The organism is Nitrosococcus oceani ATCC 19707 (assembly GCF_000012805.1).
Taxonomy (GTDB): domain Bacteria; phylum Pseudomonadota; class Gammaproteobacteria; order Nitrosococcales; family Nitrosococcaceae; genus Nitrosococcus; species Nitrosococcus oceani.
Window position 1 is genome coordinate 2,241,292 of record NC_007484.1, and the last position, 15,792, is coordinate 2,257,083.

Below are 15,792 nucleotides of genomic sequence, written 5' to 3' on the forward strand. Positions count from 1 at the left end.
ATACTGAAGTAATTTTTAAAATGTGAATAGATTTAATTTTTTTCGGCGCTAGATACCGAAATCTTAGTTTCTTACAAAAAACTTGCCGAAAGTGGCACGGAAAAAGCGTTATGTCAAGAATCCATTCAGCAAATTCCTTAGTACACTCTTTAGTACTCGATAACGCCCTCAAGGGCCCGGATGCGTCAGCACTCGTGCATGGTGACCAAACTCTAACTTACGCCTCCCTCGGTGAAACGGTCGAAGCCTGCGCTCGTGGGCTTCTAGCGCTTGGACTTGCTTCCTCCGAGCGCGTTGCCATATATTTGCCCAAACGCCCCGAAACGGTAGTTACCCTCTTCGGCGCTGCAGCCGCCGGCGGCGTATTTGTACCTATCAATCCTTTGCTCAAACCCCGGCAAGTTGCTCACATCCTTCGAGATTGCAATGTCCGGGTACTCGTCACCGCCAGCAACCGTATTGATTTTTTACAAGATGCGCTTGCTGAATGCCACGATCTGCGAAGCCTCGTCATTGTGGATGCCCCGACTCAGACGATTGAAAAATTAGCGCAGCCAATGGCTATCTCCTGGGAGCGTCTCTTATCACTGGGAACTACTCAACAATCCCCAGGGCATCGCCGTATTGACAGTGATATGGCTGCCATCCTCTACACTTCTGGAAGCACGGGACGCCCTAAAGGCGTGGTGCTTTCCCATCGAAATTTAGTCGCAGGTGCGCAAAGCGTAGCCCAGTATCTGGAAAATAATTCCAACGATCGTCTACTCGCGGTATTGCCCTTAAGCTTCGACGCCGGCTTTAGCCAGCTCACGACCGCCTTTTCTGTCGGCGCAAGCGTAGTACTAATGGAATATCTGCTGCCAAAAGATGTCATTAAAAGCATCACTCGCCATGGGATCACAGGGATAACTGCCGTACCCCCCCTCTGGGTCCAACTTGCCTCCCTTGCCTGGCCCCCCGAAGCCGCGGATACTCTGCGGTATATTGCCAATACCGGAGGCCGAATGCCCAAAGCAGCCACGACAGCCTTGAGACGATCTTTGCCTCAAACCAAAGTATTTCTGATGTATGGACTCACAGAAGCATTCCGCTCCACCTACCTTCCTCCTGAAGAAGTTGATAAACGCCCCGATTCCATTGGCAAAGCCATCCCCAACGTAGAAATCCAAGTAGCCCGCGAGGATGGCAGCCTATGCCTGCCTGGGGAATCAGGAGAGTTGGTACACCGGGGTGTCCTGGTAGCCATGGGTTACTGGAACGATCCTAAAAAAACGGCGGAACGCTTCCGTCCTACTCCAGGGCAACCCCCTGAACTTCCTCTCACCGAGATAGCGGTATGGTCCGGTGATACAGTACGTATGGATGAGGACGGTTTCTTCTACTTCATCGGCCGCCAAGACGAGATGATCAAAACCTCCGGCTACCGGGTAAGCCCAACCGAAGTAGAAGAAGTCCTGTACCAAGCAGGGCTTGTAGCTGAAGCTGCAGTCGTGGGTGTGCTCCATCCAAAACTTGGCCAAGGGATCGTCGCCATAGTAAAACCAAACAAGGATAATTTTGATCCTGAGGATTTATTGGCTACTTGTCGCGCCGAACTTCCGAATTTTATGGTTCCTCTTGCCGTGATAGTTTCCGAGAATCTACCCCGAAACACGAATGGTAAGATTGACCGGCGCGCACTCGCCATGGAATTCGAACTTCTATTCAAGGAACAAACCGCCCCATGAATACACCCCTCCCTCACTCACCCTTGGACTACTTCCCGATAAAAAATGACTGCCTTCTCGTCGGAGGAGTTCCCCTTACCGAATTTGCGGCCCGTGTCGGCAGCACTCCCTTTTATGCTTATGAGCGTCGTCTGATCAGTGAACGAATCCAGCACCTGCGTACTCACTTACCGTCCGAAATCTACATTCATTATGCGCTTAAGGCAAACCCCATGCCAGCCTTGGCAGGCCATATAGCACCGCTGGTGGATGGACTCGATGTGGCTTCTCTAGGAGAACTGAGGGTGGCATTAGATACAGGCACACCACCGGAGAGCATTAGCTTTGCCGGCCCTGGAAAATCCGACGCGGAACTTGCAGCTAGCCTAGCGGCAGGAATCACTATTAATATGGAATCCGAAGGGGAAATGGAGCGTATCGCCCATTTAGCAGAAAAACAAGGACGCCGTCCAAGAGTAGCAGTGCGAGTAAATCCTAACTTTGAGCTTAAAACCTCCGGGATGAAAATGGCGGGAGGGCCTAAACCCTTTGGCGTAGATGCCGAACGCGTTCCCGCCATGTTAGCCCGGATTAACACCCTCGATCTGGATTTCCAGGGCTTTCATATTTTCAGCGGCTCCCAAAATCTTCGAGCTGAAGCCATCATCGAAGCACAGGAGCGCACTTTCACGCTGGCTCTCGAACTTGCCCGTTCAGCCCCCACGCCAGTGCGTCTACTAAACATTGGTGGCGGTTTCGGCATCCCTTATTTTCCAGGCAACAAACCCCTCGATCTTAGACCTATCGCTGACAATCTTGCGGCTTCTCTTCCCAAGCTACAACGACAAATCCCTGAAGCTGAAGTAACACTTGAACTCGGTCGTTATCTTGTAGGCGAAGCCGGCATCTATGTTTGCGAAATCATTGATCGCAAGATCTCTCGTGGTCATGTATTCCTCATCACTAATGGCGGACTCCACCACCATCTCGCCGCTTCCGGCAACTTTGGGCAAGTCATTCGCAAAAATTACCCGGTCGTAGTCGGTAACCGGATTCAGGGCTCAACCCGCGAAATTGCCAGCGTCGTAGGACCGCTCTGCACCCCGCTCGATCTGCTTGCCGATCGGATGGAGCTTGCCCAAGCTGAAGCAGGAGATCTCATCGTCGTTTTCCAGTCCGGCGCCTATGGCCGCTCTGCGAGTCCTCTGGGCTTTCTAAGCCATCCAGTGCCGGCTGAAGTGCTGGTGTAGCCATTACCTCTCAAAGTTGAGATCCGTGGCAATCGTCTCCTCCAAGCATTCAGCTAGGGATGCTACACGGCTACGCCTTGAGCTACGAGCGATCTCTGCTTCGCTTGCCACGGGGGCTGTGCCATCCTGAAGTTGCTTAAGGAAATCTTGCAGTGTTGCCGTGATAGCCGCAGCCGAATCAAGGGGGGCAACGGTTTCAATACCCGCCTGCCGCAACACCCTCGCAGTGTCTCCCTCAGAATCCGTAAGCCCCAAAATCGGCCGCCGTGCGCGCAGGTATTCATAAAGCTTTGCTGGAATTTGATGGTTGCAATTGCTTGCCTGTAAAATCAAAAGTCCATCAGCTGTAAGCATCTCAGCAAGTGCCCCACGATAAGGGATATGGGGTTCAAAGTGCACAATGTCATCAATGCCCCATTCGCGCAAAAGCTGCCTGAAGTAATCCTCCGAACCACTGGCCCGGAACACCACCTGTAGGCTTTGAGCGGTGATCTGGCCTGATCGCTTCAGGCTTGCCAGTGCCTCGAAAAATGCACGGGGATCCCGTTCGTTAGGATACACTACCCCACTGTGTACAAGCCGAAACGGCCTCGGAGAATCCCTCAATGAAGGCAAAGAAACCGTATCAAAAATAGAATCTTCGTAACCATTCTCAATAAGAACCCATGTTTTATCGGAACGCTCTGGGTAACGCTCGGCGTACATACGCACCGCCCCAGGCGCGGTGAATATCGCTCGCGTGCAGCGGTGCACTGTAGCCGCTTCAACCGCACGATAAGCGCGTCGTACCCGTGGATTAGACGGATAATTATCCTCCGTCATGGAATCTCGGAAATCGGCAATCCAAGGAATCCCGCTCAGCCGATGTAAAGTTAAACCAATGAGATGGGCCGTAGCAATCGGATAAGTAGACCAAAGAACCTGGGGACGATAACGACGAATAAGCCTCAGTCCCGCGGGCACAGCTCCGAGCCACCAACTTACCCAGCGATCCGGAAGCGCCAGGAATCGACTATAGCGACCTCCCAATGCCAAATGGCGCGCAGTATCAAGCCCAAAAGCACGATACACGATAGTTTCAGAGCCAATGTCAGCCAATTGGTCGTCACAGCGCCGTTCATAGGCACGAGGGTAGATGCTCAGAATGATGGGCTGCCAATCATGTTCGGGAAGATCGCGGGAGAAAGAGAGAGTGCGCTGCATACCGCTGCTGCCGCTGGCGGGCGGAAAATGATAAGCGATCATCAATACTCGCTTTACCATGACCGCACCCATTCAAGGGTCCACTGAGCCACCTGATCCCGCCAAACGCGGCGGGAGAAGGTATGGTCCGCAGTCGACAACTCGCGACGCTCAATGCTTCTACTGCGAAGCAAGCCGCGCCAAGCGGATGAAGACGAGATGGTATCGCGAAACTCATTCGCTGTCAGATCCTTGCCGCTTAGTATCAAGAGCGTCCTGCCCTGGAATTGCTCTAAAGCTTTATATACCCGCTTGGGCAACGGCAATATTTCTTCAGTCTCAACTTCATCAACCTTCTGCCGCCAGGAATTAGCTTTCCTTAATATATCTCCCAATGAACGCAGTGAATCCTTATAATCAAATTCCCGGCGCCAAAACTTGCGCCAAAAGTCGCCGCTAACTAACCTTCTAAAATAATAATGCTTGAGGTAAACGGCTGCCTGCCCTTCCTCCGTTCGCACCCAGGGGTTCAACAACACCAAACCTGCTACTCGCGGATCTGAGGGCGCATAAAAACAGGCCGCCGAGGCGGCATCGCAAAGGCCCCAAATCACGATTTCTCTTAACCCTGGCGCAGCTTCTAGAAAAGCATCGATCGCTGCACGGATATCAACTTCAATATTCTCAAAGGTACGAGTACCGCCACCGCTGTCTCCCATTCCACGGTAATCGAAACGGAATACAGGAACTCCCGCTTCCGCCAACCAGCGGGCAAACAATACAAACTGGCGATGACTGCCTACCCGGTATTGGGGGCCACCAACAACGACCAAGACACCCCGGGTGGCGTACTCTGAACCTCGGTGCAAGATGCCAACGAGAAGCTCTCCAAGGCAATGGAAGGTCAGTGCTTCTTCAGCCGTCACCCTGGACACCGACTGTCCGTTATAAATATGCGTTATGTCTCCCCTGGCTTTGAGTGCGCCTGGAAACCCCTCTACCCTATACCCATTCCCAACATAGTTCATCATACGAATGTCTCATTCATCAGTGAGAATCAAGCACTTCCCGGAATCTTGCAATCATCCAGTCTAATTCGCTTTGGCAAAGCCCTTGGTGGCAGGGAATCTGAAGAAGCCGCATCCGGTAATCTTGACTTACTAAGCATTCCGAATATGCGATTTCCTCCCACCGCCAAATAGGAACCCGGAGTCGTTTTAAAGGCGCAAAGTCACGAGCCGGCGCTTTTAATAAAATAGGAAACATATAGGGTATCACCCCTGGGGGCAGGACTGGAAAAACTAATTCCGTACGCGGCAAGCCGGACAATTTTTCAGACAGATAACGGTAGTGCATACGCCGTCTCTCAGCATTCTTTGCTTTTCCACTCCAACATGTTACGAGACGCGAAGCGTGCGTTGCACGAAGGCCGATTTCTTCGGGGTTAAAGCACTGCATTAATTCATCTACAGATGGAATATTTGGTTCTGACCCAGCAGCAGTAACTGTCGCTCTCTCAGAGCGTAACACTTGCCGTATAGTGGCAGCTAACCCTGCCATAGCCCCTAGAACCTGGAGGCGATTATAGCGGGTTGCCAACCCCACCATCTCATAAGCTGCTTTTACTTGTCCAAACAAACCAGAGGAATGTAAGGTACCGGTAATGCGAGAGGCGGGACATAATATACCGCCGTCTACCGCCGGAAAAAATTTCGGCATACTGGCAATAGAGAAATCTCCAACACTCCCGAGTGGAGATCCTTCGGATTCGCCGAAAAAAGCATGGGCACAATCCTCAATCAAAGCTATGCCATGCTCGCTACATAGTGTCCGTACTAACGCGAGAGGTTGTGGAAAGCCAAAGAAATGTACCAATAAGAGCGCCTTGGTGCTTCGTTCAAGCTTATGCCTTACATCCTCAAGGTCAATCTCAAGATTAGGCTTAAGTTTGTAGAAACGAACCGTTGCACCCAACCATAAAATCGGCTCGATCATCGAACGACAGTGATAAGCAGGCACCAGCACCGCACTACCAGGACCTGTTCCCATGGCCTGGAGAGCCATAACTATTCCAATCCGTCCGCGCCGAACCGGCAAAGCATCACCTTCGAAGAAACGGCTACGATAGCTTTGAGTTCCCCCTCCAAATAAAGAATTAGCACTCAACACTGGAAGCACGGGCACCATAGGTTTTGGAAATAAGGCGGCTTCCTCGTTGATCGGATGGAATTTCACACGTTCAGCCTGCTTACTCATATCCTCTCATTAAAATTCAATCTACTAGACAGGGTTACCGCTCTTACCCTTGCCATAATGCTCCAACTCTCTTCGTAGTCGCTACACCCCATCGATAGAGAGGATATCGATAATAATTTATATGATAAATGGATCTTGAACCCGTACACCAGGCAAGTTGGTCTTGGGTAGCATTAGTATAGAACTCGAGAGTACTTCCTTTTTCTTCCTGAAAGATACGCTCTAAAAACAAATATAACAACAGACGCCCGGGCGCATATCGAGAAAGCGCCTCATCAAAGGCCGTTTTTAGTATTACAGTCATGTCGCCCCCGGTAATGGTTAGACGGGAAGCAGCAAGCTTATCTCCTAAATAGAGATTCCAGGCTGCAGCGTTTCCCTCTTGGGCAAACGCCTCCATTACTTGTCGATAGAATTGACCTTGTACATTATTTCTATGTAATGCGGTTCCCAATCGCCCCTTCCAACCTTTGGACTCAAGCTCTCCGTACTGATCTACCGCTTCTCCCATAGAGTCTAAATTTCGTATAACTTCCAAACGAGGAATGAGGCCCACCTTTTTTACGCGCCGCAGATAGCGATAAATATTTTTCTTCAGATTCTTCGACCGTTGATTCCAAAAGGCATCAAAGGAACCTTCCAGTTTGATTTGTATAGTATTCCAGTGGGGTATAGTCAGCATGTGTTTATAATCCATCGGTCGCATCTGAATAGCGTAGTCCGAATCCTGGCAGGCAAGTCCCAAACCCCAAGCGTAGCCGGGCAGAGCAGGAAATAATTTACGAAGTGCCGAATAGCCTGCGCTGCCTCCTAATAGGGCAGGTCCAATGGGCGCCTGACTTGGCAGAAACGTATTCCACATTCCATTTCTCTCCGATCGAAGCAGCAGCAAGCCAGTGACAGATTCACCCTCCTGATATACGACGAGAAAGACATCGTCGGCACCAAAATACTCAAGCAATAAACCAACAAAGCGGATATCCAATAAAGGATGGTTTTTATAGTGATGGGAATTTAACTGCTGCCAATGAGTCCTATAGGTTGTTATCAATTCCCTAGCAGGCACTACACGCCAAAACCCAAACTCCTCCGCCCCACTACCAGAGGGAGGGCTAATCCAAGAAAACCGCTGCATCAAACTAAAACTTCCTTATTGACCCCAACTTAACCAATGAGTTGTCTCATCCACTAATTCCGGTACCACCGCGATCTCCTGGGTGGCCCAAAACGCCTCCCCTATAATCATAGAGACAACCACAGACACCCCATCGCTGCGCCAGGTTTCAATGACTTTTTGGCTTACCGGAGAGAGGGGGCGATCTTCTAATAGCGCTACTTCGAACCAGTACACAGATATACCCGTAGGAATTCCTAACTTTAGAAAGTTTTTTTGCATCAGAGCCACTGAGAGAGCCGGCGCCAATTCATAGCCAGCGACTTCCACTAATTCGCCTGCTAAAAGCCGATCTTGGAGGCTATTCACACTCTCTCTCCTCTCTCTACCTCCTATCATATTTGCAGCCACTCTTAGGCGTAAAAACTGCGTTAACATTACTCTGCCATCCACTACAGGCTGCCAAAGCACTAACCGATCAACCTGGTCCTTAAGTTCAAACGCTAACTCCAATGCAAGCAATCCGCCTACCCTGATCCCCCATAAGGTAACTTTCTGAGTTCCTTTCTCAATTAGCCACCTACAAGCAGCACTCAGGTCTGCTTTCCACACATCCCACCGCGCCTCACTAAACTCCCCACTGCTATCCCCAGTTCCATATAGATCTACAACTAACACTCCATACCCCGCGCCGGCAAATCGTTCCGCCTGCAAAACCACCATGCGTCGGCATTTATTCATTTCCTCAGCAAAAGCAGGCACATGGAGGATAGCTTTCCTAGGAAAAGAGCTATTTCCCACTGGCGGATAATAAATTGCACAAAGGGGTCCTCTAAGGCCCGGTAGAAAAAAAATATGGCGTTTTAACGATAAATCGATCACGAAAGCTTTTTATTCACAAAATCCGCAAGGCTTCCCACCGTCTCAAAGGTGGATGCCTCCACCTCATCATCATCCACTATAAAACCGTACTGCTCTTCTAGAGCAGTAATAATAGAAACTACCGCCATAGAATCGAACTCTGGCACAGCACCTAGCAGGCACGTCTCAGCTGTCATGGCCTGGCGGGTCCGATCACTGAGCTGCAACACCTCACTAACGATGAGAATAGTTTCACCGACAGTATGAACATTGACAGTATTTGCGTTCCTTACTACATTTTCATTCATTGGGGTTTCCCCTCCTAACTTCTCTAATTAAGCATAAAATGATCCGGCACGAAAAGCCTTGACCTGAGGTACGCCTGCTGCGTGCAGATGTTTGAGTCCCCACTGGATCAACTTGCTCTGCTCATTCAGGGAAAAATTGCGCATTAAATAACCTCGCCGTTTCGGGAACAAAGACTGCTCAAGCTTATCGATCCACTCGGGGTGAAGATGAAGGTGGATTTCAGGGCCTGCTTCCTGAATAAGTCCCACAATCTCCGCGAGCGGCTGCACACCAAAACGGAGCACAAACAACGATTCGACAAAGAAATACCCCTTGAAGCCCATAATCATTGAGGATCTGAAGGGTCATAGGAAGGCCATAATCGCCCGCCTTGCCGGATCGTAGATATAGCGGCGGAAAGCTCCTGGGATCGCTCATCCAGCCGGTTCCAGCTATCTGGCCAAATCTCAACGTCAACAGTGGAAAAAATGTTCAATGACACTCCTTGGAACGCCCAGCTTTTCCAAAATTACCCTTTATTTCAGTGCCCATGGGCCTGGAGCCAAAGCTCCAACATCATCAATATCCACACTAATTCGCCATAATAGGCGGTATGTCCAGTTCGGTGAAGCCTAATGGCCCGATCAAGAAACTCAGGGCGGAAATAGGGACGCTTTTTGAGAGAAAGAAGGCTTTCATAGGCAAGCTCCTGGAGCGGCACATGCTCCACCATCCATAAGCCAAAGGGCAGTCCAAACCCATGCTTTTCCTTCCTAATAGTTTCCAGGGGAAGGAAATCCCGCATGGCTTCCTTATAAAAATAGCGAAGGCGCTGTCCCTTGAGCTTCAGCGCCGACGGCACCTGGCAGGAGAATTCAATAAGGGGGTCATCCAGCAACGGATAAACCACCTCTACCCCGGCAAGGGCACACATCCGTCCCACCTTGCGAAGATCATTATCCGCAAGGGTCTGCTGCCAATCCAAGTACATCATACGATTAAGGGTTGAAGCATTTTGGGGTGTCGAATATCGCTTACGTTGCAGGAATAGGGGCTCTTCAGGCGCTAGGGTCGCCAAAAAGTCTGCTTGAAACACCTCTTCGGCGCCTTCCCGCTGAAGGAAGTTATAAGCTTCTAAGCGATCCGGTAACGGCGTCATTGCCTGGCGCACGTAGCTTAGCGCCTTCCGCACTACGCCCATGGACTCTGGTAAACGGAATAAAAGCGGCTCTAATACCCTTTTGCGCAGAATAAGTGGTATCATTCCATAATATTCGAAAATCTGCTGTTTAGCATAACGCACATTGCCCGCAAAGAGCTCATCACCCCCATCCCCCGCAAGCAGATACTCCATTCCATCGTTAGCGGCAAGTTTAGCGCAATAGTAAGCTCCTACCGCCGAAGAATTGCCAAAGGGTTCATCATAAACCCGAGCGATTTCCGGCACTATCGCACAAACATCTTTAGGCGTGACATAGTATTCATGCTGCTTTGTGCCGAAGTGCTGAGCTGCGGTACGCGCATACCCCATCTCGTCATACCCGCTTGCCGAAAAACCGATGGAATAGGTATTGGCATTGCCCGACTGCAATTTGGCAAGCATACCTGCTAGGGTCGAGCTGTCTAGGCCACCGCTCAGAAAAGCACCGATTCTCCGCCCCTTGCTAAGGCGTTCAACCGATTCGAAAATAAGAGCATGCATCTGCTCCCCTAACACCTCGAGACTGGCGCTATTAGTTTCATCGAAAAGAGGCTCCCAATAGCTTCCCACGTAGGTTTGATTGCCATCATATTCTACATAATGCCCCCCTGGCAGCTTGCACAAGGCTGAGTAAATGGTACCAGGACTCGGGACCATATGGGAATGGACATAATTGTAAATCCCTTGGGGCGAGAGCGAAGAGTCGGCGCTTGGATGGACCCGTACACTATCGGCACTTGAGCCAAAAACGAATCCACCGCCGGCCACCGTGTAGTAGAGAGATTCCTGCCCGATGCGATCCACGGCCGCAAATGCCCGGCCAGAACGGTCATCCAATACAGCAATGGTGAAGGCACCATGAAGGTATTGCAAAAGCCCAGTTCCGTAATGTCGATAAGCTTCGCCGAGGGCATCTCCCTCCCCTCGTTCACGGGCAATGCGTTCAAGCTTCGGATCTGACCACCACGGCTGGCCTATAACAGCAGCGACTAAGCCATCTGGGAGTATGCCTAATTTCCGCTCAGGCGCCGCACAAGCCACTCGCTCCATCAAAACCCTATCTAATTTCCCTGAAAGCTGTAGGCCCTTACTCATCTCATGGAGCAACTTCTCATCCCTTAGTTCTCTAGCAGAGAAATTAGTTAACCCACAAAGTCCCATCATAATTCAAATATTATCCCATTACTTTAAACGGCTTTCCTTTACCCCAAATAATTTACTGTCCGAATACAGTAAAACTTAGCGCGCTATAACCTCAGAAACAGCGTAAAACTGATCTGGGAGTGATGGTTTCAAAAAAACAAAGGAGAAGTGTTAAAAAGGAACTTAAAGATGCGAAGACATAATTCTATTAACGCTTATACTCAACTGGTCCACTACTACTAATTAAGGCCAATATCCCTCTTTCTCTAAAAGTTTCTTTAAACCCGGCAAAGGATATCCTAGCTCATAAGCCGTGGCAGCATATTTTTTAGCAAGCTGATACTTTTTAAGCTCAAAATAGAGCAGCCCAAGATTATAATTCAACTCTGAGGAGTCGGGGATTAAATCCAGTCCAATCTCATATTGTTCTAGAGCTTGCTCCATCTCTCCACTTTTATGCAGATGTATGCCATACAGCATTCTCACAACGCCATCTTTAGGGCGAAAACGTATAGCGCGAACGAAGTAGCATTCTGCTGATCGGCGCCATGTCCATGTTATCTTCTGGGGCAAAGTACCCCTCTGCCGGCGTTCGAACCGAGAAATGGTATACAATGCATCATGGTGGTTGGGAAAATGCACAAGCGTATAGTTTAAATTCTCCATAATATGCATGGGATATGAATCGAACTGACGAATCTCGAAAAAGAAATGAGCACGATTGACTAGTTTTAAGTGACGCCGCGCGGCAGGATGCGGGTCTAGATAATCATCCTGGCGATCTTGGTAACGGACTGTCTCGGGCAGCAAACTACCACAACGCTGCTGAGCCTGAGTCACCATCGGAGTTATTGCAGCTAATATCAGGAAAAGAAAACTGAGCTTTAACCAGCTTCGCATACTAACCTCACCTTCACCACCGAGATCTAAGTATCATTTCGCCCTATTAGTAGTCCTACCGACTTCTAATCCCAAGTTTGGTAACAATTCTCTGAAAAAATTACGCCTCTCCCACCACCTCAATTATAAGCTAAGCTGCCAAAGATAAAAGATGAGAAACCTATAGCCCAATTTAGCAGGACCTTAACATGTGCGCTCTCATTTGAATAAAACCGCAAGCAAAAAAATTCGTCTCGACCTCTCGCGATACTTCCCCTTTCTCATGGAGCGTTACGGTCCATCTGGCAAAGATTGACTCACAATTGCTATACATCACTTCCAGAACACCGCTTAACCAAGGAATCAAAAAATGCTTGCTCGATAAACTTTCCCTAAATCCGACATAGCAACATAAAATCTTAAATTTCTATCATCTTAGTACCTTGCCGTACGATACAAAAACCGACCGTACCGTAGGAATTAAACTTGACTTGACACTTAAGCACTCATTTCTCACGTCCAATATCATTAAGGATAGCCTGAATTTGACTCTGGTCGTATTTACGGCCAGAAAATTAGGAGATAAAACGGGTATTTGGATTAGCTTCGATAAATTCCTGCACTGCCTGCGTTCCCCTGAATTTGAGAGTTCTTCATCATTCCGCTTCGGAATAAGCAAACGGCGTACCAGCACTGCGGTAGTTCCACAAGAGACGCAACATAAATCGGCTTGGGGTGCGATCCCAAGGCGTGAAGCGTGGTAATTGCCAAATATCACTTTGAGCCGAAGCAACGCCCCAGGCGGTAGAAACCGCAGCTTCAAAATTTAGATTTTGAGCAATATCCGCATGTTCCTGAAGGTAGTCTTTTCCAGGTTTACCGTTAGGATAGGCAAATAAACGCACCGATTCGCCCAGCAGATCTTCTAGTCGAGCCTTGCTTGTCGCCATTTCTTGTTCTGCGGATGCCCGTCCCAGTGATGCTAAAATAGGATGGGTATGAGTGTGGGCTCCAATCTCCATCCCTGCCTGGTGAAGCTGGCGCACTTGGATAGAAGTCATCATCAAGCTATGGGAAAGTGATTTTTGGCAACGCTGAGTGAGCGCTTGAACCTGCTCCTCCCGCTCCTCGCTGGGAAGATATTTTAGTCGGACAAGGATTTGTTCAATCGCCGCCAAACGATCTACAGTACTTACTAAAGGGTAGATGTCTAGCCCCATATCTGTTAGATCAAAATCTCCATTAGGCATATGGCGCAGCGTTTCAATGACCTTATCGTTCCACATCCACCCGCCATCTAAATAGCCGGTAGCGATAAAAAATGTTGCTGGCACCTTCACTTGCTGCAAAATAGGCAATGCAACCTCCACGTTATCCGCGTAACCATCATCAAAAGTTACGCTAACTGCCCGCGGAGGTAGAGTTTCTTCCCGTAAGCGCCTAACGGCTTCTGATAGAGGGAGTGGATTGAAATAACGCGCCAAGAGTTCCATCTGCCAACGAAATTGCACGGCATCTGGCTCACCCGGAAGCAGGGCGTCTGGCGCCGCTAGCACACGATGATAAATCAGCACCGAAAGGCGTGCCCGTTTGCCGCTGGAGGCAAGTAATGAAGCTAAGGGACGTAGTCCACCCAATACCACCTTGTCAAAACCAGATAGAATTTCTTCTGGCACCTTCTGCTCCAAAGCTATTCCCAACCTTTATCCTATGGCCTACTACAAAACCGGCCTAAAAGACATTCCTTTTTTTACGAGTCTGATCGACTATGAGACTTCAATAGCCCTTTGAGCACTGCCGTTACCCGCTCTTCAAGGGCAGGGGCATTATAGATAAGCCCTTCATCCAGTTGCTGGGCCACATGCCGCAACCAGTAGAGAGAGACAAAAGCGGCATGGTGGTTGGAATCGATACCACAACGATTATAGCTTTCCTCAAGAAATTGCTGCTCTTTCTCATTGAGCTGATCCTTATCCGCAAGCAATGGTATTGTCTGTGCAAGGCTCATATCAGCGTTCAAATAGCGATGGGCGCTTTCCAGATAGTTAAGCGCATCCAATATCGGTATCCCTAAAAGATCAGAATTATCCCAATCAATCACCCCGCTTATTTCGGAGCCTCGAACGAAAATATTACTCGTGCTAAAATCGCCATGCGCTCGTCCACGGCGTACGCGCAGACCATATAGCTGATCTCGTAAATAGGATTTCGCCTCCTCTATAAGGGCTGGATCCTCTAAAGCGTCAGCTACTTGCTCTAGAGGTAAGCTCACTTGGTGCCGATAGAACTCGCCTGACAGTTCCTCTGGCGCCCGCTCATGGAAATCGGAATTAAATATTTGTAAAAAACCCGCTACGGCCTTGAGAAAATCCAACTGGTTCTGTCTTCCCAACTCTGCTCGTAATAGCCGACCTTCCACCCGACTCTCGACATAATAGGGCACCCCTTGAATTTTGCCTGCTGCGAGCGCTCGCGGAAGCAATTCCCGAACCTTCCCCATGGACGCCACCTGCTGAAGGAATTGATGGTTGCGCTCGGCGCCTGCTATAGCAGAATTATTAAAGGGTAATTTTACAATTATTGGACCATGCTTGGTATGACCACTGATGACTCCCTTGCCTTTGCCGGTCGTGTGGAAATGGGCGAAGGATACAGAATTCCCATCGAGGCTGAGCTGAGATTCAATCGCCGCCGCTATCTTCTCCGCTAACGACAAACCGGTAGGCACCCGTGGTGAAGCAATAATTCCGTAGGCGGGAACAAAATTCCGGCTGCGCCGGATATGATCAAAACCCTGAGAGCCAGGAGGCTGCCAAAGATGCTTATCCGTCTGGAGTGGGAGGAGTTCAGCCAGGTGAGTATAACCCGGGGCGAGCCCGTAAACTTCCTGGTGTGAGAATCCAGCGGCGTTAAGGAGCCGTCGGTAACCATTGATGGAATAAGTATAAGTCCGGTAAGGACGACGAGCCACAGCGGTAGAGTAAATATTTGCTAAAAAACGGGGCAACAACGAAGCAAACCACAGACCCGAGTGGTGATCACGACGACCACCAAAATAGCGATAACTCAAACGGTTTTCAATAGCGATAAAAAGCTGACCTTTTGGCTTTAACACCCGCCGTATCTCGTTCAGGAAACGGAGCTGGATTTTACGCGGATTAGCAGCGCCAAAGAAACTTAAAAACGCCCCTGTTGCTTTTTCCAGCCGAGAACCCCCTCGATCCCAAACGCTTTGATCATCGGCTACCCACTCTAATACGCCCGAAAGCGTTACACAATCCAAACTGCCATCCGGAAATGGCAGAGAGGCTCCATCGCCCCCAGCAAGCAATACGATATCGTCATTTGGATTGAAGCGATCAAAGCGTACCCGAGCCAGCTTAAGTCGTTCGAAAGTTAAGTCCAAAGCATACACGCGGCCTGCGCTTGGTGCGATATTTTTAGTCAAATTCCCTAGCCCGCAACCTAAATCAAGAACGTGGGCATTTGGCGGCAACCGTAACAGCAGCTTCCAGGCATAGCGACCGTCAGCAACCAGATTATCGAGCCAGTCGGGGTTTTGTCTCACCCCCCTAAGGAAACGCCGTACAGTATTCGCCCATGGTACGTGGTGCGCCTCACGGGTGAGCTCTCCCATTGCCTCCCGGGAGAGGGGATTAAAATAATAATCATGACGATGGCAACGAAAATCTATAATGCCATCACGAATGGGATAACTGGCGCCACAGGCAACACACCCAAGCTCTGTATCATTGGCCACAATGGCGCCAGCACAACGAGGACAAGCCAGGTCCTCTCGCTGGGTGCGATGCTCATGTGCCATGGTAGAGGCATCCAGCGAGCTCATCTTAATCCCCAAAAAATACGTAACATTTTATTCTTCATAACTTATCCTAATTTAATAACCCTTTG

13 protein-coding genes are annotated in these 15,792 nt (G+C 49.5%); 2 read left to right on the forward strand and 11 right to left on the reverse strand.

Features of this window, described 5'->3' with window-relative positions; genetic code table 11:
* Positions 1-110 precede the first annotated feature (110 nt).
* Positions 111-1,727, forward strand: a complete 1,617-nt coding sequence (locus tag NOC_RS10510; RefSeq protein ID WP_011330811.1) for an acyl-CoA ligase (AMP-forming), exosortase A system-associated — start codon at positions 111-113, stop codon at positions 1,725-1,727.
* Positions 1,724-2,956, forward strand: coding sequence for a pyridoxal-dependent decarboxylase, exosortase A system-associated (locus tag NOC_RS10515; RefSeq protein ID WP_011330812.1), 1,233 nt, complete (start codon positions 1,724-1,726; stop codon positions 2,954-2,956). Before NOC_RS10510 ends, NOC_RS10515 begins: the two co-directional genes overlap by 4 nt.
* Positions 2,957-2,959: 3 nt before the next feature.
* Here NOC_RS10515 and NOC_RS10520 read toward each other — a convergent pair whose 3' ends face one another.
* The 11 genes from NOC_RS10520 to NOC_RS10570 all read right to left on the reverse strand — a co-directional run bounded on the left by NOC_RS10520 (position 2,960) and on the right by NOC_RS10570 (position 15,727).
* A complete protein-coding gene (locus NOC_RS10520) occupies positions 2,960-4,231 on the reverse strand; it encodes a glycosyltransferase (protein WP_002811553.1) in 1,272 nt (423 codons plus the stop codon).
* Positions 4,213-5,169, reverse strand: a complete 957-nt coding sequence (locus NOC_RS10525) for a hydrolase 1, exosortase A system-associated (RefSeq protein ID WP_011330814.1) — start codon at positions 5,167-5,169, stop codon at positions 4,213-4,215. Before NOC_RS10525 ends, NOC_RS10520 begins: the two co-directional genes overlap by 19 nt.
* 16 nt (positions 5,170-5,185) lie before the next feature.
* Positions 5,186-6,394: a DegT/DnrJ/EryC1/StrS family aminotransferase gene (locus tag NOC_RS10530; protein WP_002808970.1), complete on the reverse strand. Its 1,209-nt coding sequence runs from the start codon at positions 6,392-6,394 to the stop codon at positions 5,186-5,188.
* A gap of 43 nt (positions 6,395-6,437) precedes the next feature.
* Positions 6,438-7,529, reverse strand: coding sequence for a GNAT family N-acetyltransferase (locus NOC_RS10535; protein ID WP_002809033.1), 1,092 nt, complete (start codon positions 7,527-7,529; stop codon positions 6,438-6,440).
* A gap of 15 nt (positions 7,530-7,544) precedes the next feature.
* Positions 7,545-8,390 carry a hydrolase 2, exosortase A system-associated gene (locus tag NOC_RS10540; RefSeq protein ID WP_002809766.1) on the reverse strand — a complete coding sequence of 282 codons (846 nt, stop codon included), beginning with the start codon at positions 8,388-8,390 and terminating at the stop codon, positions 7,545-7,547.
* Entirely contained in the window at positions 8,387-8,677 is a 291-nt protein-coding gene (locus tag NOC_RS10545) for an acyl carrier protein (protein WP_011330815.1), read from the reverse strand. Before NOC_RS10545 ends, NOC_RS10540 begins: the two co-directional genes overlap by 4 nt.
* A 27-nt stretch (positions 8,678-8,704) precedes the next feature.
* Entirely contained in the window at positions 8,705-9,007 is a 303-nt protein-coding gene (locus NOC_RS10550) for a hypothetical protein (protein WP_002811487.1), read from the reverse strand.
* A gap of 191 nt (positions 9,008-9,198) precedes the next feature.
* A complete protein-coding gene (locus NOC_RS10555) occupies positions 9,199-11,022 on the reverse strand; it encodes an asparagine synthetase B family protein (protein ID WP_002811355.1) in 1,824 nt (607 codons plus the stop codon).
* 222 nt (positions 11,023-11,244) lie between these two features.
* A complete protein-coding gene (locus NOC_RS10560) occupies positions 11,245-11,901 on the reverse strand; it encodes a tetratricopeptide repeat protein (protein ID WP_002810793.1) in 657 nt (218 codons plus the stop codon).
* 635 nt (positions 11,902-12,536) lie between these two features.
* A complete protein-coding gene (locus tag NOC_RS10565; protein WP_011330816.1) occupies positions 12,537-13,556 on the reverse strand; it encodes a polysaccharide deacetylase family protein in 1,020 nt (339 codons plus the stop codon).
* 74 nt (positions 13,557-13,630) lie between these two features.
* Complete coding sequence (locus NOC_RS10570) at positions 13,631-15,727, reverse strand: methyltransferase domain-containing protein (RefSeq protein ID WP_002811061.1); 2,097 nt, start codon at positions 15,725-15,727, stop codon at positions 13,631-13,633.
* Positions 15,728-15,792: the final 65 nt, after the last annotated feature.

Excerpts from the sequence above, each read along its gene's own strand:
- NOC_RS10535 (WP_002809033.1), bottom strand. The coding sequence starts at position 7,529 with ATGCAGCGGTTTTCTTGGATTAGCCCTCCCTCTGGTAGTGGGGCGGAG.
- NOC_RS10515 (WP_011330812.1), top strand. The coding sequence starts at position 1,724 with ATGAATACACCCCTCCCTCACTCACCCTTGGACTACTTCCCGATAAAA.
- NOC_RS10545 (WP_011330815.1), bottom strand. The coding sequence starts at position 8,677 with ATGAATGAAAATGTAGTAAGGAACGCAAATACTGTCAATGTTCATACT.
- NOC_RS10525 (WP_011330814.1), bottom strand. The coding sequence starts at position 5,169 with ATGATGAACTATGTTGGGAATGGGTATAGGGTAGAGGGGTTTCCAGGC.
- NOC_RS10520 (WP_002811553.1), bottom strand. The coding sequence starts at position 4,231 with ATGGGTGCGGTCATGGTAAAGCGAGTATTGATGATCGCTTATCATTTT.
- NOC_RS10570 (WP_002811061.1), bottom strand. The coding sequence starts at position 15,727 with ATGAGCTCGCTGGATGCCTCTACCATGGCACATGAGCATCGCACCCAG.
- NOC_RS10555 (WP_002811355.1), bottom strand. The coding sequence starts at position 11,022 with ATGATGGGACTTTGTGGGTTAACTAATTTCTCTGCTAGAGAACTAAGG.
- NOC_RS10560 (WP_002810793.1), bottom strand. The coding sequence starts at position 11,901 with ATGCGAAGCTGGTTAAAGCTCAGTTTTCTTTTCCTGATATTAGCTGCA.
- NOC_RS10550 (WP_002811487.1), bottom strand. The coding sequence starts at position 9,007 with ATGATTATGGGCTTCAAGGGGTATTTCTTTGTCGAATCGTTGTTTGTG.
- NOC_RS10510 (WP_011330811.1), top strand. The coding sequence starts at position 111 with ATGTCAAGAATCCATTCAGCAAATTCCTTAGTACACTCTTTAGTACTC.
- NOC_RS10530 (WP_002808970.1), bottom strand. The coding sequence starts at position 6,394 with ATGAGTAAGCAGGCTGAACGTGTGAAATTCCATCCGATCAACGAGGAA.